This is a genomic window from Tundrisphaera lichenicola (genome assembly GCF_051175385.1).
GTDB lineage: Bacteria > Planctomycetota > Planctomycetia > Isosphaerales > Isosphaeraceae > Tundrisphaera > Tundrisphaera lichenicola.
In genome coordinates this window covers 4,968,176-4,987,908 of sequence record NZ_CP195106.1, presented here as the reverse complement: position 1 = coordinate 4,987,908, position 19,733 = coordinate 4,968,176, and the positions used below count along the sequence as shown (strand labels likewise).

General features: G+C 57.1%; 11 protein-coding genes. 8 read left to right on the top strand and 3 right to left on the bottom strand.

Annotated features, from left to right (window positions below):
• Positions 1-10 precede the first annotated feature (10 nt).
• Positions 11-937 carry a glycosyltransferase family 2 protein gene (locus P12x_RS19520; protein WP_435006307.1) on the top strand — a complete coding sequence of 309 codons (927 nt, stop codon included), beginning with the start codon at positions 11-13 and terminating at the stop codon, positions 935-937.
• On the opposite strand, the gene P12x_RS19515 is transcribed toward P12x_RS19520, so the two are convergent.
• Positions 862-1,659, bottom strand: coding sequence for a glycosyltransferase family 4 protein (locus P12x_RS19515; protein ID WP_435011695.1), 798 nt, complete (start codon positions 1,657-1,659; stop codon positions 862-864). The genes P12x_RS19520 and P12x_RS19515 overlap by 76 nt on opposite strands.
• Before the next feature lie 614 nt (positions 1,660-2,273).
• On the opposite strand from P12x_RS19515, the gene P12x_RS19510 reads away from it, so the two are divergent.
• The 5 genes from P12x_RS19510 to P12x_RS19490 all read left to right on the top strand — a co-directional run bounded on the left by P12x_RS19510 (position 2,274) and on the right by P12x_RS19490 (position 11,256).
• On the top strand, positions 2,274-3,251 hold the full coding sequence (locus P12x_RS19510) for an AAA family ATPase (protein ID WP_435006305.1): 978 nt from the start codon (positions 2,274-2,276) through the stop codon (positions 3,249-3,251).
• A 56-nt stretch (positions 3,252-3,307) separates the two neighbouring features.
• Positions 3,308-4,711, top strand: a complete 1,404-nt coding sequence (locus P12x_RS19505; protein ID WP_435006303.1) for a DUF58 domain-containing protein — start codon at positions 3,308-3,310, stop codon at positions 4,709-4,711.
• On the top strand, positions 4,708-6,957 hold the full coding sequence (locus P12x_RS19500) for a transglutaminase TgpA family protein (RefSeq protein WP_435006301.1): 2,250 nt from the start codon (positions 4,708-4,710) through the stop codon (positions 6,955-6,957). The genes P12x_RS19505 and P12x_RS19500 overlap by 4 nt, the downstream gene beginning before the upstream one ends.
• An 842-nt stretch (positions 6,958-7,799) precedes the next feature.
• On the top strand, positions 7,800-9,038 hold the full coding sequence (locus P12x_RS19495) for a hypothetical protein (RefSeq protein ID WP_435006300.1): 1,239 nt from the start codon (positions 7,800-7,802) through the stop codon (positions 9,036-9,038).
• 154 nt (positions 9,039-9,192) lie between these two features.
• The gene (locus P12x_RS19490) at positions 9,193-11,256 is read left to right on the top strand and encodes a carboxy terminal-processing peptidase (protein WP_435006299.1); all 2,064 of its coding nucleotides are present in this window, start codon (positions 9,193-9,195) and stop codon (positions 11,254-11,256) included.
• An 83-nt stretch (positions 11,257-11,339) separates the two neighbouring features.
• On the opposite strand, the gene P12x_RS19485 is transcribed toward P12x_RS19490, so the two are convergent.
• On the bottom strand, positions 11,340-11,870 hold the full coding sequence (locus P12x_RS19485; RefSeq protein WP_435006297.1) for an NADPH-dependent FMN reductase: 531 nt from the start codon (positions 11,868-11,870) through the stop codon (positions 11,340-11,342).
• 120 nt (positions 11,871-11,990) lie between these two features.
• Positions 11,991-13,898 carry an ABC transporter permease subunit gene (locus P12x_RS19480; protein ID WP_435006296.1) on the bottom strand — a complete coding sequence of 636 codons (1,908 nt, stop codon included), beginning with the start codon at positions 13,896-13,898 and terminating at the stop codon, positions 11,991-11,993.
• A gap of 937 nt (positions 13,899-14,835) precedes the next feature.
• Between P12x_RS19480 and P12x_RS19475 the strand changes: the two genes are divergently transcribed.
• Together P12x_RS19475 and P12x_RS19470 are read left to right on the top strand one after the other, a co-directional pair.
• Positions 14,836-17,925, top strand: a complete 3,090-nt coding sequence (locus P12x_RS19475; RefSeq protein WP_435006294.1) for a tetratricopeptide repeat protein — start codon at positions 14,836-14,838, stop codon at positions 17,923-17,925.
• Positions 17,922-19,712 carry a CRTAC1 family protein gene (locus tag P12x_RS19470; protein ID WP_435006292.1) on the top strand — a complete coding sequence of 597 codons (1,791 nt, stop codon included), beginning with the start codon at positions 17,922-17,924 and terminating at the stop codon, positions 19,710-19,712. The genes P12x_RS19475 and P12x_RS19470 overlap by 4 nt, the downstream gene beginning before the upstream one ends.
• Positions 19,713-19,733 lie beyond the last annotated feature (21 nt).

Below are 19,733 nucleotides of genomic sequence, written 5' to 3'. Positions count from 1 at the left end.
GAGGCACGTCATGGAACGATCCCGACTCGCCCCAATCAGTGTCATCGTCCCGGTCAAGAATGAGGGCGAGAACCTCGGCCGATGCTTATCGGCTCTGGCTTGGGCCGACGAGGTTTTCGTGGTCGATAGCCAGAGTTCCGACAGTACGGCGCTCGTCGCGGCTGAACATGGGGCGAATGTCGTTCAGTTCCATTTCAACGGCATCTACCCCAAGAAAAAAAACTGGGCGCTCGAAAACCTGCCGTTTCGGAATGAATGGGTCCTCATCGTTGACGCCGACGAGGTGGTCATCCCCGAACTGGCCGAGGAGATCGCTCGGAGAACTGTGGCCGATGAGGCCGACGGCTTCTATCTGAATATGAAATATTTCTTCCTCGGTCGAAGAATCCGACACTGCGGCTATGCAGAGGCCTGGAACCTCCGCCTCTTCAAGCATCGACTCGGTCGATACGAGCGTATGCCCGTCGAGCCCGGCACGAAGACCGGAGACAATGAAGCCCATGAGCACGTCGAGTTGCAGGGCCGAGTGCTTCGGCTCCATCACGAACTCGACCATCATGCCTACCCATCAATCGCCGTCTGGGTCGAGAAGCACAACCGATATGCCGTCTGGGAAGCCGCGATGTTCGAGCGATTCATCCGCGAGCCGATTCCTCCGACAATCGGTAAAGGTAAGCGTTTCAAACGAATCCTGAAGAAGATCTACCTTCGACTTCCGATGCGACCGGTCGTTCGATTTCTCTATTCCTATGTCTTTCGACTCGGCTTCCTCGACGGCCGCCCCGGTTTGGTGTTCTGTGCTCTACTATCGTTCTACGATTTCCTGGCGTGGGCGAACGTGTACGAGGCCCGCCTGAAAGCTCAAGAATCGGCGACGACGCCGGGAGCGGATCTGGCCAGTCCTCCGGGCCGGCTCATACCAAGCTCGATCTCATGATCGGAAAGGACCTCGATCGGCTCGCACCCTCTGGCCACGACTTGCTGGTAAAGGGCAAGCAGCCGATCGGCCTCATTGTCGGGGTGGTGGTCCGATGAGATCGACATACGCCCTGCCTCCCCGATCCGGCCAGCCCGATCGGTGTCGGATAGGAGCCCGGCGATCGCCCTAGCCAGGGCCGTAGAGTCACCCGCGGGGACTTGAATCCCCGTCGCCCCATCACGGATCCGGCCCCTCAATCCTTCAACATCGGATGCAACTGACGGTACGCCGTGTGCCATGGCCAGATCGAGCGAACGTCCGGTCGTGGGAGCGACCGAGGTCTGACAGAAGACGTCGAGAGCGTCCCAGAAGGTCAATCCCACTGTCAGATCATCGGCAAAGGTCAGACGGTCTGCGATCCGAAGTCGCTCGGCTCGTCTCCTCAACTCTGCCTCATCATCCCCCTCACCAGCAATCAAGAATTCCGCATCGATTCCGGAATCGACAACTTTCCGGGCTGCATTCAAGAACACCGGATATCCGGATGCGGCGATCAGAGGACCAGCGGCCCCCACAACCGGCACACGGCCCGACCGTGGCGGCCCGCCCGGTCCGGAGGGCTCAGGGACCCCTCGAGGGATGTTGTGGATCAGCCGGACCGGGATCCCGTAATCTTTGATTAACGACTCTGATAGTTCCGGGTTGGTCGAGACGATCCCACGACACCAGGCCCGACTCATTCGGAGCCGATCGTCGTGCCCGGGAAATTCGTCGATCGTTAGCAAGTAGGGGAGACGCCAGCGCTCTGCAATGGCGAGCCCAGCGTCGGACATCCCCGCACCCAGAACATGAAGTAGGCGGTATCGGCCGCCGTCATTCCCGAGGTCGAGCCCCCTCGTGGCCCAGGGAAGTTGCCATCGACGTAAAAGACCTGGGCACTCCGTCAGGACCGCGATCCCGTGATCGGGAACAGCCGAGACGCAAATTACCCGCGTGGGATGACCTCGAGCCCCCAACCGTTCCAGCAATCCCCGTATCGTTCGGAGGTCATCCGGCGCGTCAAGACGGTCGGCTAACAAAATGATTTCGAAGGCGGGCTCAGCCATCGATCACGCCTCCCTCGGGCTCGATACGAATGAGTCAACGCAATCCCGAGCTAAATCTCAGGGATCGCGATGAGGCTCAAGCCTTCGACCGAGCAATCTAACAGAATCGACCCGAGGAGGACACCCAAACGTCATGCTCTCATCTCTTAGTCGTCGTGGACGGTTGGAAAGTGTATCCTGATTTCCTATAATCCTCCCGGAGCCGTGTCCGGATTCGGCAGTCACTTGTCTGTCTCGAAGGACCATGCATGAATTCTCCGCTACTGGTCGAGGGGACCGATCCCGACACGGCTGACCTCTCGACTCTACTAAATCGGCTACTCGACAACGTTGGGTCGGTTGTCCTGGGGAAGCCTGAAGTTATCAAGCTCGCGGTCGTGGCACTCCTTGCCGAGGGTCATGTCCTGGTCGAAGACGTGCCAGGTGTGGGTAAGACTCTCCTGGCTCGGGCCCTGGCAGCCAGTATTGATTGCTCGTTCCGAAGACTTCAGTTCACCCCCGACCTGCTCCCTTCAGACATCCTGGGGTCGAGCGTTTATAATACGGCCTCGGGCGATTTCACGTTCAAGCCGGGTCCAATTTTCGCCAACGTGATTCTCGCCGACGAAGTCAATCGGACGACGCCTCGGACTCAAAGTGCCTTGCTAGAAGCCATGAGCGAGGGTCAAATTTCCGTCGAAGGGAAGACCCACATCCTTCCGCCCCCGTTCCTGGTCATCGCGACCCAGAACCCTTACGAATTTGAAGGAACGTACGTCCTCCCGGAAAGTCAGCTCGATCGTTTCATGATCCGGCTCCAGATGGGATACCCGGTTCGGTCCGAAGAGCGACGGCTCCTCGTGACACACAGGAGTGGCGAGCCCGTCGAAACGCTCCGTCCGGTCATCACCGGGCACGATGTCCGACGACTACAGATGGCGGTCCGGAAGGTCCGAGTCGACGATGCGATGGCCGAATATCTTCTCGATATCGTCCACGCGACCCGAGAGGGAGAGGAACTTCACGTCGGCGTCAGTACCCGAGGAGCACTGACCTTTTATCGGGCTGCCCAGGGACTGGCCTTGGTCTCGGGGCGCGACTATGTCGTCCCCGACGATATCAAGTCGCTCGCCGTCCCCGTGCTTGCCCACAGGGTCGTTGGAAAATCGTTCCTCCAGGCGGGTGAGTTCGGGGCTTCCGAGGCGATCATCCGCGATATCGTCGAGCGCCTCCGTATACCCTCCTGATCCTGATCACGCTCGACGGGCCGAATATTCACCATCGAGAGCAGGAACCTCAAGTCATGCCCGACGGCAGGAAACCGATCCATCGTCTCATGCGCTGGGTCGTCCGCAGCCTCTGGCCGAACCAGAAACTCCGATGGACCCGCGAGGGTGCTGTCTATTTCTTCGTCTGGATCGGGCTTCTTCTCACAGGCCTGCAACAGCAGATCAACCTCATACTACTAATCGCAGGACTGGCGGCGGGCCCGATGGTCGGGTCGATCTTCGTCAGTGCCTCGATGCTCCGACGACTCAGGATCGCCAGGAGAGTGCCGCCCTATGCGTTCTCTGGCGACCCTCTGGCGATCGATTACACCCTGGAGAATGACCGTCGCTGGACTGCGGCACTCGCTCTGGTGCTGACCGATGAGATGACTTCGGTTGATCGAACGGTCTCGGGAACATCGAGCGTCTTCCCCACCGTTTTCTTCCCCAGAGTTGCGGGCCGATCCAGGGCTCGGGTTCGATGGCAGGGGGTGGCACCCCGACGAGGCAATTACCTACTCCGAAATCTCGACCTCTCCAGCCGATCTCCCTTCGGATTGCTAGAACGCCGGGTGGCGATCGGCGACTCCGACGAGTTGATGGTCTATCCGGAAGTTGGTCATCTCAGCCGTCGGTGGCAGCATATAAACCAGGAGGCCAGTGAGACGCGTCGAGGGTCTCGGCACGACCGTTCGACTCAACAACAAGAGTATCACGGCCTCCGCGACTACCGACCCGGCGATAGCCCCCGTTGGATCCACTGGAGAACCACGGCCCGGCTTGGCCAGCCGATGGTCAAGGAATTCGAGCAACAGCACGAGCAGGACCTCGGGATCCTTTTGGACCCCTGGATTCCCCGGACTAAAGTGACGCCCGAGCAACGAGAGGCGATGGAAGACGCCATCAAATTCGTTGCTACGGTCTGCCTCGAGACTTGTCGACACCCCGGCCGCCGGCTCTTGCTAGGATGGACCGGATCGACCCCGAGTATTCGGCAAGGCCCCGCTTCCGTCAAGCTACTCCATGAACTCCTCGAACAACTCGCGATGGTCAGGCCATCGACCGAGCGAGATTTCTCCTCGCTCCTTGACATGATCCCACCATCGACATTGCGTGAGGCCATGATCATCGTGGTCTCGACTCGCCCGATCAATCTCATGGAAGAGGCCGAACGATCGGGCCGACTCTCGGTGGCCTCGCTCCGCGGCCTCATGGGTCGCGCGACGATCATCGACGTGTCTAAAGGTGAGTTGGACGGACTCATCACGTTCGGCAAGCAGAAATCCCGCAGTGCCCCGATTCGTCGGCAATCGATTTCGGATGGCAGCGAAAATCAAGGTCCGAACGAAGATCGGCCGACGAGGTCCATGGACCAACGAGAGCAATTCGAGGCCGCGAAAGGCGTCGAGGCGAGCGAAGCCCCGAGGGTGATCGGATGAAATTCGTCGCGATCTATCGAGCCAGCTTCTATCTGATGTTGACGTTCGCGACGCTTGTTTTAAGCATCGATGCGGCAGCGGATAGTCCCCTCTCCATCCTATTCCCTCCGGCAGTAATCTGCGCCTCGGTCATCGCGTTCCTGACCGTGGATCGAAATCCAAGATTGGCCCCTTCTCGAAATGTCGCCAGCCTGCTGGCCATGGCGTCGGCCGGATTGAGCTATGCCGAATACAAGCACGACAATAATTTACTGCTTCTCGCGGCGGCCCACTGGCTGGTCTATCTCCAGATCATCAAAATTTTCTTGCCGAAGACTGTAGAGGACGACTGGTTTCTCTTCCTGCTGGGATTGGTGCAGGTCCTCGTTGGAGGGGTGATGAGCCAGAGCGATAAGGTCGGAATGGCCCTGTTTGGCTGGTCATTGCTCTCGCTTTGGGTCCTCACCCTTTTCGCACTCCATCGCGATGCCCTACGCATGAATGCAGCCTCGGTGGCATCCTCGGCCGAGTTGATCGACCGGACCGAGCCTTATCGAGGCCTGATCGACCCGCCTTTCCTCTTCGCAACCGCTCGAGTCGCCGCGACCACCTTGGCCCTTGGCGGCCTTATCTTCCTCGCCATGCCTCGACGATCATCGATGGGTTCGTCACAGAGTGGAGGTGCAGTCGGCAAACACCTCAGCGGCTTCGACGACGAGGTTCAGCTGGGGCAACTCGGGGAGATCCTGGAAAATGATAGCGTCGTCATGAGTGTTGAGTTATTCGATCGGAGCTGGGCTCGGCTGCCGGCTCCAGAGGCCGAAATGCGCTGGCGAGGTGTCAGCATGGAGGTTTACGAAAAGCGAGGATGGCGTCGGGTTCGCGAGCCGGTCAAGACATATCCGCTCAGCATGGGTGACCGCTGGTCCGAATCGCCCGTGATCCGGCAGGTCATCAAGCTCGAACCGACCGACAGCCGGATCCTCTTCGCATTCCATCCGATCCTTGAAGCCGAGACGTCGGATCTTCGCTACACGCCCGAACTTAGCGCAGCCGATGGATCGCTCATTCGCACCGACACCAAAACGAGCGGCTTCGACTATCAAGTCACCTCGGCGTCGGATTCCCAAATCGCCCAGCCGGGCGAGAAGTATCCCTCGACGAGCTATCTCGGCCGACTACTGGAACTCCCGACTGATCTGAAACCACGACTCCGATCGATTGCTCAAAATGTCGTCAAGAATATCCCCGCCGACGATGCGAAACGACGAGCCGAAGCGGTCGAGGGATGGCTCCGCGATTCCGGCGAGTTTCAATATACCCTTCAAATGAGTGTTTCTGACCCGAAACTCGATCCGGTTGAAGACTTCCTCGTGAATCGTAAGGCCGGTCACTGCGAATATTTCGCTAGCAGCCTGACACTTCTGCTCCGATCGATCGACATCCCCGCACGGGTGGTCAATGGATTTCAGGGTGGCGATTACAATTCCATGGCCGGCGTGATCACCGTCCGTCAGAAGCACGCGCACAGTTGGGTCGAGGCTCTGGTCGGTCGGACGCGGAACAAATCGAGTTACGAAATCCAGCCTACCTGGTTGACCCTCGACCCGACGCCCGCTGATCAGAGGTCGCAATCGGTCGCACGCGTCGGCGGATTGGCCGGAAATTTTCGACAGATAACCGACTTCATTCGCTATGTCTGGGTTTTCTACATCGTCGGATTCAATTCCGAACGTCAGTCCCGATTTCTCTATGGACCGATTCGATCGCTGATCGTCGAAGCGAGGAATGGCTTTTCCATCATGGGAGAAGCTATCCGCGGTTGGCTCCACTTCCCGAGCGTTGAAAGCTTCTTCAGCCTCCGTGGCTTCGTGGTTAGCTTCCTCGCCTTGCTTCTACTCGTCGCGATCGCTCGGCTGGCCAACTGGAGCATTCGGTGGTTGATCCGGCGAATTTCCGGATCAAAGTCTTCGGAATCCAGCGATTCGGCAGGGATCGTCTTCTATCGACGTCTGCTCCATTTACTAGCAGGATATGGACTCGAGCGACCACCTGCCGAGACACCTCGCGAGTTTGCACGACGCGCGGCCATCTACCTATCGGGACATGGATCGGGGGCCGAGGCGGTTTCCGATGTCCCTCCCCTGGTCGTGGATGCCTTCTATCGAATCCGATTCGGAGAACATACCATCAGCGACGAAGAATCCCATCACGTCACCGCGAGGCTTGACGCTCTAGAGTCACGTCTTCGTCCTCAGAAATCTTGACCTGGGGCGTCCTGAGTAGGGATCCGTGCAGGATGGGAGAGTTAAGACTGGTGAGCTGATCTCGATTAGCTTTCCAGATGATCTCAGCGAATTTGCCGGAACCATAGACTCTGAATGCCACTTCACCCAGAGTTTCACCCTCTTTGACCACCGTGAATTCGCCAACCTTGGGCCGATCTTCCGGAGAAATCGAGGATCCAAGAACGGTCGGTACTAACGCTCGAATGTTCGGCTCCAGGCCCCTGGACAAGATAGGAGGTCTTCCATCGGAGCTATCGGTTACAGGCTCGAACCGAAGAAGCGGTTCAGGGACAACGACGGGTTTTGGTCCCGGCGTAACGAGTGACGACTTCATGGGTGGGCTTGCAAGCGGAGCCTTCGGAATTAACTGCGAGGGTGCCGATTTATCAGAGATTTGGGGCGGATGTTCCCCGGGATGTTGCGGCAGGGCAGGAGGCCTGTCGTGAAGCAGTACGGCAAAAAACCCTACGATCAGGACGCTCAGGCCACAAGCGGGGCCCGCTTGATCGTTCATGCCTCATTGCTCCGGCGTCGAGGTGTGGTTGAGAATCCCTGGTGTCGGAATGATCATCGACCAACGGCCCTCTAATCTTGAAGGAATGTTAACGACCCATCCTGTTTTTCCGCTCCTCAATAAGGAAGATCCATCACCGAGGTAGGTCAACCGAAGTTTAACATGCAGCAGGTGATTTAGGCCGAAGGACGGAGAAAGTACGAGCCATCGCCAGGATCGACCGCTCGCCCACGAATCAATATCGAAGCAGGAGCGGCCTAATCACACTCGCGATCGTCGATATGTAATATCATCCGGGGAAAGTCTCATGGGAAACCAACTCGGTCGACGTGCCGCTTTGAGAGCTGGACTGGTGGCCATGGCGAGCCCCGTCGCTTTAGGATTGGCACAACAACCAGTTCGATCGGTGAGAGCTTTTCGATTGATCGAAATGGCGGGACTTCGACGATTCGGCTTTCCCGTCCATACAATCATCCCCGACGCCTTTGAGGGCCGAAATTTCCGACTCCTCCGTAATGGGCGATCGATACCAGCTCAGTTTCGAGTGGTAAAAGGAGCAACAGGACGGGACGAAACACATCTCGATTTCATCGCCAGTCCCGAACCTCTCGAAGTCGGACAATATCAGGTACTATTCGGGAGGGAGATCGAGCCTGGCCCTGAACCTAAGGACGGTTTGAGTCTTCAGGAGAGGGACGGGCATTATCTGGTCATCCTCGGAGGAACCACGACCTTCGAAATCGATCGTTCCTCGACCAATTTTCTTCGATCTGTCGGCTCTGCCCGACTCCCTTTCCTGGACGAACTCGCCGGCGGTCTCCGAATTCTGACAAATGGAGTGCTAAAACCGCCGAGTTCCCCTGAATCCGGCCAGTCCATCATCGAAGTGACTCGACATGGACCGATGGCCGTTGGTTTCCGATCCGTCCAGAGCTGGTCCGATTCCTCGAAAATCCGACTCGAATTAACGATCCCAAGCTCGAAATCCTGGATCGAGGTGATCGCGACCATCGATGATCCTGGCGGAAAAGTCGAGGGGTTGCAATTCGACCTCGATTTGAAGATTGAGGGGTCGCCAACTCTGGTCGATCTCGGTGCCGGGTCCACCGTCTACGGCCAAATTAAAGATGACGAACGAATGGAGATGACCGCTGAGCTGGCCATCGGCAACCCCGATCGGACCTCCTGGATTGTCCGTAAAGGAAGAGGTTCCGCTCCTGACATCTTAGCGACTTCGACCGCCCAATCGCCCCAGTCTCCCGAAGGTTGGGCCCATGTCATGGACAATCGTCGATGCTCGGCTTTGGGAATCGCCCAATTTGGGAACTCCGGGGCCCGGGACCTGATCTCGGTCGAGGCAAACGGCCGAACACGAATACTCCGGAAATATGCATTGCCTAAGACCACACCTCCCCCAGGTAGCAAATCGCTAACCTTTTGGCTCCACTTTGTTCCGATGCCGGTACAGGTCGGGGCGGCGACCAGCCCGCAGTCCATGATGGCACCTCTACTGGTGGAATGGGACCGACCCCCGCACAGTTTATGATCAACTTCGTAGAATAGAAACCAATCGACTCCCCAGGATCGCCCCTCCCTCATCATGGCGACCTTGCCGGATTTTGTCGGTTGGATTATGATAACTGTGTGTGGCCATGCGGCTTTCCCGACCGAAGAAACTCGAACCACGGGATCCCAAAGTTATGCCCCGATCCGTGTTGCGTCCGATGGCGGCGTTCGGGCTCCTGGGAGTCGTGGCTCTGTTTGTGGGTGCCCAGGCACCCGCGCCAGTGCCTACCCCCGAAGATGAGAAAACGGCCAAGATCGTCGTCGGGCTCCTCGAACGGAGTCACATGGCCAAGCCAAAGATTGATGACGACACCGCAATCAAATGGTGCAAAACTTTCCTGAAAGATCTCGACCCGCAAAAGTACTATTTCCTGAAGTCGGACGCCGAGGAATTTCTTCCACAAGCCACTACCCTCGATGACAAGATTCGAGAAGGTAATCTCGATTTCGCAAAACTCGTCTTCGACCGGTTTCTGAAGCGGTCCGACGAGCGTCTCGCGATGGTTCAGGAACTCCTCAAGATCAAGCCGGACTTCAACATCGATGAGTCGATGACGGATGATCCCGAAGCGCTCGATTACCCGAAGAACGAAGACGAAGCCCGAGAGAGAATGCGACAACGGATCAAGCTGGAGCTGCTCCAGGCGAAGGTCGATGGGGAGAACGAGGACGATGCGATCAAGAAACTCGCGAGTAAGTATCGCGACAGGAATCGGATGGTTCACCAGTTCAACGCCTCGGATTTGCTCGAATTTTATCTCAGCAGCCTGAGCCGGACCTTCGACCCTCATACTACTTATATGAGTAAAGATTCGCTGGAAGACTTGATCCAGCAATCACTCCAACTTTCGCTCACCGGTATTGGTGCCTCATTACAGTCAGAGGATGGCTTCGCGGTGATCAAGGAGTTGATCCCTGGGGGGCCAGCCGAGAAGGATGGAACGCTCCAGCCGGAAGACAAGATCCTCGGAATCAAGAACGATGATGGCACGGAGCGGGATTTTGTCGAGCAGCGGCTCAGGGATGTGGTCCGCTACATCCGTGGTGATGCCGGCACCCATGTCAAGCTTATTATTCAGTCCCAGGATTCCAAGGACAAAAAGGTCGTCGAACTGGTTCGAGCCAAGGTCGAACTCAGTGAGTCTCATGCCAAGGGACAGGTGATCGAGAGCAAGGTCGATGATAAGACGCTCAAGATCGGCGTGATCAGCCTTCCCGCGTTCTACGGTGATACTCAGGCCGTCCTGAAGGGTGAGGCCGACGCGGTCAGTTGTACCAACGATTGCCGCAAGTTGATCGAAGGCTTCAAAGAGCAGGGGGTCGACGCCGTGATGATGGACCTCCGGGGCAACGGAGGAGGTCTATTGAACGAGGCAATCTCGCTCTCCGGCCTGTTCATCGATAAAGGACCAGTCGTCCAGGTTAGAGAAGCGTCCGGAGTCACGGTCCTCCCTGATGACGAAGCAGGAACCGCCTGGGATGGGCCGTTTGTCCTTCTGATCGATCGTCAGAGTGCCAGCGCCTCCGAGATCTTTGCCGGCGTAATCAAGGACTATGGTCGTGGGCTGATTATCGGCGACTCCAGCACCTTCGGTAAGGGCACGGTCCAGAGCATCATGCCGATTTCCGAGAGGTTCGCCAGTCGGGCCAAGGTCCCCAGCATGGGAGCCCTGAAACTGACGATCCAGCAATTTTATCGGGTCAATGGAGACAGCACCCAGATACGGGGTGTTGAGCCCGACATCCACATTCCCTCGATCTTCGATCAAGCTGACTTTGGCGAGGGGAAGATGGACAATGCCCTGAAATTCGACCACGTCGCCGATCGGCCCCACGACATGTATAACCGCGTCCCGGCCGATCTAGTGACCCGACTGGTGGCATTGTCTGAGAAGCGTCGGTCTGAGAATGAGAAGTTCCAGAAGCGGGAAGCTGCGATCCAGAAGATTATCGAGCGAAAAGCCCGTCACGCGATCTCGCTGAACGAAGTCAAGTTCCGGGCTGAAACGGTTTCCGAAGACGAAACCAAGGACGAGGCGAAGGCCAAGACCAAGGGTACTCGGAAGAAAGCCTCGGAGGCCAAAGCTTGGGAACCGAATTTTTACAACGATGAGGTGTTGAATATCGTGGGCGACTATCTGAGCCTCGGTCGCAAGGTTCTGGCGGCCGCCCCTGTTCGTGCTGAAGCTAACAACTAACCGTCGGTTAGTCTTGCCGATTCCACAAGAGCCCGCCGGGTTTGGTCAAAAGCCGAACCCGGCGGATTTAACTTTTGGGACCTTCATTTCTCGATCGATGACTCAATCAAGGCGCGAACCACCTCGGCGACCTGCTCGATCGTTCGCGAATTGTTGATCCTGCCGTTGGTATCCAGATCCTTACGAACTATCTGGATCGTTCGTTGGGCGACAACAAGAGCATCCATGACCAACAAGGTAGGAATGAGCGCCAGTTGTGCCCTCAGACCACCCGTAGCATTTGGCGACGAACTCATCAATCCGACCGGCTTTCTCATCAGCTCGCCCGAACTAACGATCCAATCGAGAGCATTCTTTAACACTCCCGGAACTCCGTGGGCATACTCGGGAGTGGCGATGAGGATGCCAACGCACTCTTTGATGCGAGTTCGAAACTCGACAACAGGCGATGGAGCATGCTGTCCGTCGAGTTCCGGATTGAAGTGGGGAAGTAGGCCGAGAGATGGAGAGAGTTCCACTTCGACTCCATTGCTCGCCATATCCAAGGCAGCGCGAAGAAGGGCGGTGTTGGAAGAACGAGAATGTAGGCTACCGCTGATGGCCAGAATCTTCATCACTTCCTCGGCCGACCGGTTAAATTCTCGATAACGGACCAGCGATCTTCGAAATGATCCGGACCTCATTCGCTAACTAGCGGTTCCCCTAATCCGAGTCGAAGTTGGTCAGGGAATCGATCACCCCTGGATCGCGCTGGTCCTTCCGAGAGCAATATCGAAGTCGCTCACGGCAGGTACAAGCATGGCGAGGAGGGCGAAGCCGTAGATTCCGATGCTGAAGAGGAAAGCGGCTAATACGTCTCGATTCAACAAGCTGATCACGCAATAAAACGACCAGAATGGTGTCAGCAAAGCTACCAATGCAATTGCCCTGGACGGATTTTTGGCTCCCAGGGAGCCGAATAGAGCCACGCTCCCAGCCCCGATGAAGATCATGAAACTGAGCAACTGGCGGGCAAACTGACGGTCGCTCAGAAGGATCAACCAAGCACAGATGCCGATCCCAATCATCAGGAAAAAGATCGTACCTAAGCTACTGGCAACCGCCGTTCTGCTGTTCGTATACGTAATCGCCGAATGCAGCCCGAGCATGGCAGAGAAGTGGGCAAGCAGGAGTCCGTCGATAATGGCATAAGTGGCATTCTCGACGCTCATCAATCCGTAGATCGCAAACCAGATTGTGAGGAAGACCGGCAGAAGGACCATCTCCTTGGTGTTGTAGAGTACCCCGTAAAGCTTCCCATAGATGAATTGCTTGGGGGAAAGCTCTGTCACGAGTAGTAGATCGAGAGCCCCTGTGTCTCGTTCGCTGGTCAGGGCGGTTACTCCCTGAGCGTTGATCAAGATGAGGCTGAGGATTCCCAGCAGGATCAAAGTCCAGCTCTGTCGAGACGCCATCGATCCCGGATCTGGTGCGGTATGGACGAATAGCACACCCAGTGCAAAAGCTAGAATATATGCCGCTTTGATGATGAGTGGCTTTGTCCCGTAGGCTCGAGTCATCAACTCGCGCCACAGGACAGGATTGGTCCAGGGCTTCCGATATCGGCCCGGCCCTCGGGTGATCCTCTGATGGGCTCGGCGCGGAACATGCAGCCCGGTTGATGAATTTGCATCCTCGATGGAAACTTCGCTCGAGGCCCGAGTCGCTTCGATCGTTGCGGTCCCTCCAGATCGCGCCATGGACAATGTCTGAGCGTCGAAACTGACGGCCAGCGGGGCCGATTTTTCGCCAATCTGGATCAGTTCCTCAGCGACATCCACATCGGCTCCCTCGCGTTGCTCGCGAGGTTCGTTCCGACCTGGATTCCAGACCCGAAGCATTTTCGTGCTGAAGGCCAAAAGGAGGACGGAGAGACTCGACGCCGCCAACATGAAGACCACACCGGGACTGAGGGCCTTCGACGAAGCAGGGACCGGATCGATCACGGTCAGAACTGTCCGATAGGGATCGAGGGCATCAGCGACCGGAACCCCGAGGATCTTCAAATTGGGAAGTGCCGCTGAGAAGGCCTCGATCCCCGCGAGGGCCAGCACAATCGTGAGTACGGTCAGAGCGAGCGACTGGAATGTCCGATCTCGGCCGAGAGCGACCAAAAGTCCGAGTGATCCGCCCAGGAGTCCCGCGGCAGCCGTGACACCAACGACGTCCAGGATTTGACCCGGAGATATCCCGCCCAATAGCAGGCATAGGAAGAAGACCGGCGCTGCCGTGGCCAGCAACGTCAGGATCTGGAGGAGGCTCGCTGCCAGCTTTCCGAGGATGATCTCGATATCGCTCAGATCGGTCATTAACAAAAGAACAAATGTACGACGATCCTTTTCATGGGCGACTGCGGTAGCGGCAGAAAGCGGTGCGAAGAATAGCATCAATGTCAACTGGAAAAGTACGAACAAGCGAAAGAGCATGTGCCCGAAATAGGCGATAATTCCAATCTCGGAAACCTCCGCGAGTCCGACCTGCGACTGCCACGCGGTCCACATCAGGATGAAAAGGAGCCCGACGTATGCGGCTCGGGCCACGTAAAATCGGAGCGGCCGTGGGGCCGTCAATACTTCACGAGCGATGATAGGTCCGGCAAACAAGGCGAAACCTCCGACGACCATACCGCTCGCGTCAAGACCCCACAATTCGCCGTAAGGCCTTACCCGAGTCGCTGCGATCCGTCCAAATAAACGGCGTACGTTCCCAAAGCAGAAAAGGTTCGGTTAGCCGCTCCGGGGTACATCACTCGGTACAATTCTAGCCGAGCGGTGGGTGATAATTCGAGAGGAACTCAACTCAAGCAACGATTCTTCCGTCTAGCTTCACAAAGCGTTAGACGAGCCCAGACTCCGGAATTGTATTCAATAGATCCTGAACGACGATGGTGAACCAGTATGTCTTGACATTCGGTGAAGCGGTTTCTTCTAATGGAGGTCTCCTTTCCTAAATCGAGGTCGCCGCCCGCGGGATTTTTCTCCTGTGACTTGGTCGATTCCAAGAGCAACGATCCGGTTGATCGGACTGCTCTCGCTAGTCGTTCTTGGTTTGATCGCCCAGGATCGACGGGCCGAGGCGTCGGGCTGCCATGTCCCTGATCGTCCTACTCTGGGAATTAACGAGGGCTGGCACACCCCTGCAATTTATGATCACGACACGAAGGGACCAATGAGGCAGATAGGACCTCAGTTCCGGCCCCAACCCTGTCCGGTCGAATCACCCGATCACCATCAGATTCGGGCCTCCATCTCGTCGGCTCTCACTCCGATCTCCCCGGAGCAACTCAACCTCGTCCGATCGACAGGAAGAGTGTTCCTACCTCCATCGCTCGGATGGCCAATCCCCCTGGCCTCCACCCTCGAGCGACCACCTCGATTGCATTTCACTATCGTCATCTCGTCCTGATCGCGATCTCCGACACGATTGGTCGGATCGCGGTATGCCGGATTATCCATTCCAATTTTTCGAACGAAAAACCGACCAGCTCGATCCACGGGGATTGTTTATCCGTGGCCAAGCCTTGTCTGATGGGGGAAATCCATGTCCACCGAAGTTAAACCCATGCGCGACCGCAGGGGGCGTAGTTATACTCCGGCCATCGGGCGTCGACTGCGTCCTCTACTCTGGGTCCTTCTCGGAGGATTTGCGATCCTTGGAGCTAATGGAGCCTATCTCTCCAGCGTCACGGCCCTGACCTGGATCACGGGAGTGACTCAGCAGACCTTCTTCTACATGCTGATGATCGGGCTTCATCTCTTCCTCGGCTTCGCAATTATCATTCCGGTCTTGGTCTTCGGCTTCGCACACCTCGTCACCTCCTGGAAGAGGCCGAACAAGTCGGCGATCAACTATGGCATCGCCCTCTTGATTTGTTCTCTGATCCTGCTGGTTTCGGGGTTGATCCTGGTGCGGGGATTCGGGCTTTATGAAATCCGAGAACCCAGGGTTCGATCGGTCGGGTACTGGCTCCATCTCCTCACCCCATTATTGGCCATCGCCCTTTATGTGAAGCATCGACTGGCCGGCCCGATGATTCGGTGGTATTACGCCCGGAGAATCGGGGCGGTGGTCGGCGTTGTTGTCGTGGCCATGGGCTTCCTCCACACCCAGGAACCGCGAAGATTCGGGGTGAAAGGCCCGAGTGAGGGATCGAAATATTTCTTTCCTTCGGAGGCGGTCACGGCCAATGGAAAATTCATCCCGGCCAGCACCCTGATGATGGACGACTACTGTCTTCGGTGCCATCAGGACACTTACAAAGGTTGGTATCACTCGGCCCATCACTTCAGTTCCTTCAACAATCAGGCCTATCTATTTAGTGTCCGAGAGACTCGTAAAGTCTCGATGGAGCGCGACGGTAATACCCAGGCAGCCCGATGGTGCGCGGGATGTCACGACCCGGTACCGTTCTTCTCGGGGGAGTTCGACGACCCCAAGTACGATGATGTTAACAATCCCACCAGTCAGGCTGGCATTACCTGTACAGTCTGCCACTCGATCTCGAACGTTAACAGCTCACGTGGCAATGCCGACTACACGATCGAGGAGCCTCAACATTATCCCTTCGCCACGAGCAAGAATCCGACACTCCGCTGGATCAACGAGACGCTCGTGAAGGCGAAGCCCGAGATGCACAAGAGGACATTCCTGAAGCCAGCGATCAAGGATTCGAAGTTCTGCTCGACCTGCCATAAGGTAGGCTTGCCGTACGGATTGAATCACTACAAGGACTTCCTGCGCGGCCAGAACCACTACGACACCTTCCTCCTCTCGGGGGTCTCTGGTCACGGAGCCAAGAGCTTCTACTATCCAGAGGTAGCTAAGGGCCAGTGTATCGACTGCCACATGAACTTCATCACCTCGGACGAGTTCGGGGCAAAGGACTTCGATGGCAAGGCAGGACGTGAGATTCACAACCACCTGTTTCCTGGCGCGAATACCGGCCTGGCCACGATCCGTGGTGAGCCCGAAATCGCGGAAATTCACGCGAAATATCTCCGAGAGAAGAAGGTCCGAGTTGACCTATTTGCCTTGCGGGAAGGGGGGGGAATTGACGGTAAATTGCTCGGACCGCTGCGTCCCGAGATCCCCGCACTGAAGCCAGGGAAACCCTACCTCGTCGAGACCGTCGTCCGGACCCTGGGACTGGGCCACCCCTTCAGCCAAGGGACGGTCGACTCCAATGAAATTTGGGTCGAGTTGATCGCCAGGGCCGACGGACGGGTGATTGGTCGATCCGGCGGGATCGGCCCCGACGGCGTGGTCGACCCTTATTCTCAGTTCATCAATGTTTACATGCTCGACAAGGACGGCAAGCGGATCGACAGGAGGAATCCTCAGGACATCTTCGTTCCCCTTTATAACAAGCAGATCCCCCCAGGGGCCGGTCAAGTAGTCCATTTCGGCCTGGAAGTGCCGCCCGATCTCAAGGGACCGATCACGCTCGAAGCCAAGGTGAATTACCGGAAGTTCGACCGCAAATTCATGGATTACATTTTCGGGCAATCCAAGGGTCCCGAACTTCCGATCACGGTCATGGCACGAGACGAGGTCATTTTACCGCTGGAGGGTGGGTCGGAGGTGAAGAACGAGCCCTCGCCGATCACCGACGTTTGGCAGCGGTGGAATGACTATGGGATCGGATTGTTGCTCGAAGGCGAATCGATGGGGAGCCAGAAAGGCGAGTTGAAGCAGGCCGAGCCCATCTTCCAGAAGGTCGCCGAACTCGGGAAAGTCGACGGATGGGTCAACCTTGCCCGGGTTTATCTACGCGAAGGTCGAATTCCCGATGCGAGGGCAGCTCTGGAAAAAGCCTCAAACCATCCCAAGCCGGTTGCCCCGTGGGTCGTGAGCTGGCTCTCCGCTCAGATCGACGAGCGGAACGGCTTCCTCGACGAGGCAATCTCACTCTACGAGAAGGTCCTGGCCACCAAGATTCCCGCAAGGGGATTCGACTTCAGCCAGGATTACGACGTCATCAACTCCCTGGCTTCAGCAATTTACGCACGAGCCCGTCAGGAGCCACTCGATAGCCCATCACGTCGCGAATTTCTCATAAAGGCGATCGCGACCTACCGACGTGCACTGGCCATTGATACCGAAAATGTCGCCGCCCATTATGGGCTCGGCCTGGCATACTCCGATTTCGCGACAGGACTTCCGGCCCCATGGAGTGGGACCGCCGACTCGAAAGCGGTCGAGGAGCTTTCCAAAAAAGCGACCGAGCCAAAGTCTGACTCGAAGGTGAGCGATCGAGATCGAGAGGATGACACGAGGAAGCTGGCCGGCCTCATCCCAGCATTCGTGAACGGACCTCGCGAAGCCTTTGGCTCCAAGCTCAATCCACTCCACGAGGTTGTCGAAAGATTGGGAGATTCGTTCTCCGATGAATCGGACGAGCCCACCCGAGGCGCTCAGGCCCTCGCCCTGGCAGTGACTCATAAAGCGCTGCACTCTATGTTCAAAACAGACGAGACGGCGGCGGGAAGAGCGGTTGGTATCGCCCGCAAGAATGATCCCGCTGCCGATCAAAATGCCCAATCCATCGTGATTCATTCCCTCCACCGTCCAGGCGCACCTGGGCTCGAGCCCTCGACTGGGAAGGTTGCCGCGCGGGAGACCTCCGAATGATCCTCGACAGTCTAAAATTCCGCCCGGCCTTGATCGTTGGTATCGCGCTGGGAATGAATGGATGTACCCCACCTCCACCACCTACGGTGATCCCGAAGGACACGTCGCCGGTCGCTCCCGTGGCATTCGATAATTCCACGATCCCGGAAGTTAAGTTCGTCGAAATCACAAAGGATTCTGGTATCTCGTTCAAGCATCTGAATGCGGCTCAGGGGGAGAAACTCCTGCCCGAGACGATGGGCGCGGGTGCCGCTTTTTTCGACTACGATGGCGACGGCGATCAGGACCTTCTGCTCGTCAACTCGGAAGCCTGGCCGGATGTTAAGGTTGATCCGCCTCCTACCCAAACCCTCTACAGGAACGATGGGAAGGGGCACTTCGAGGATGTCTCCAAGGAGGCGAGGATTGACAAAACATTTTTCGGAATGGGGATTGCCGTCGGTGATTACGACAACGACGGAGACCCAGATCTGTATTTCACGGGCCTGCGGGGAAATCATCTCTTTCGGAACGATGGGAAGGGGCATTTCGACGACGTGACGGCCGAGTCCAATGCCCGAGGGAGCGAAGGCTGGTACACCAGCGCCACGTTCTTCGACATGGACAACGACGGAGACCTCGACCTCTTCGCCTGCTCCTATGTTGCCTGGACGAAGCAGGCCGACGAAGCGATCTCATCGCAACTTCAGGGGACCGGGAAAGGCAAGGCATACGACCCTCCGGCTGCCTATAATGGGTCGAATTGCCTGCTCCTCCGTAATGATGGCGGAAAGTTCTCGGATATCAGCGAATCATCCGGGATCCAGGTCCGCTCTCCTGACAAGCAAGTCCCGGTCGCCAAGTCGTTGGGTGTTGCCCCGTATGACGTCGACGGTGACGGGCTCGTGGATCTGGCCGTCGCCAACGATACGGTCGTCAACTTCTTCCTTCACAACCTGGGAGAGGGCAAGTTCGAGGAGATCGGCTTGACGACTGGTATCGCCTTCGACAACTCCGGCTCCACTCGGGCGGCGATGGGGATCGACTGGGGCGACTTCAAGAATGACGGGACGCTCGGCCTGGCCATCGGCAACTTCGCCAATGAAATGACCGCGCTCTATGTCACGGATCGGCCGAAGGACCTACTCTTCTCCGACCTCGCGAATACCTTCGGGCTCGGTGCACCCACCCAACCCCCTCTGAAGTTCGGCCTGTTCTTCTTCGATTACGACCTGGATGGCCGGCTCGATCTCCTCTCGGCGAACGGTCACCTGGAAAGTGATATCGGGCAGACGCAGTCCTCTGAAACCTATGCACAGTCCGCGCAACTTTTTTGGAATACCGGGAAGGTCGGCCGCCAGCTCTTCGTCCTGGTCCCCGAATCCAAGGTTGGTCCCGACCTGCTCCGCCCGATCGTGGGACGGGGAAGTACCTACGCCGATATTGATGGTGACGGAGACCTGGATGTGCTGATCACCGAGAATGGCGGGCCCGCTCACCTTTACCGGAACGAAGGTGGCAATTCGAACCATTATCTCCGACTCGAGCTCCGGGGAACCTCCTCAAATCGAGAAGCGATCGGAGCGAAGGTCGAGGTCGAAGCCGGCGGTGTCGTCATGAGGCGACAGCTCTTCTTGACCAAGGGATATCTCACTTCGGTCGAGCATCCGTTGACCTTCGGGCTCGGCCGTAATAAGAAAGTGGATCGGGTGACGGTGGCCTGGCCGTCGGGTTCGAGGTCGGAATGGAGTGATCTTGAGGTCGATCGGACATACGTCATCGACGAGACAACACTCTCGACTCCATGAAAAATAGGCGGTCGCCAAGAT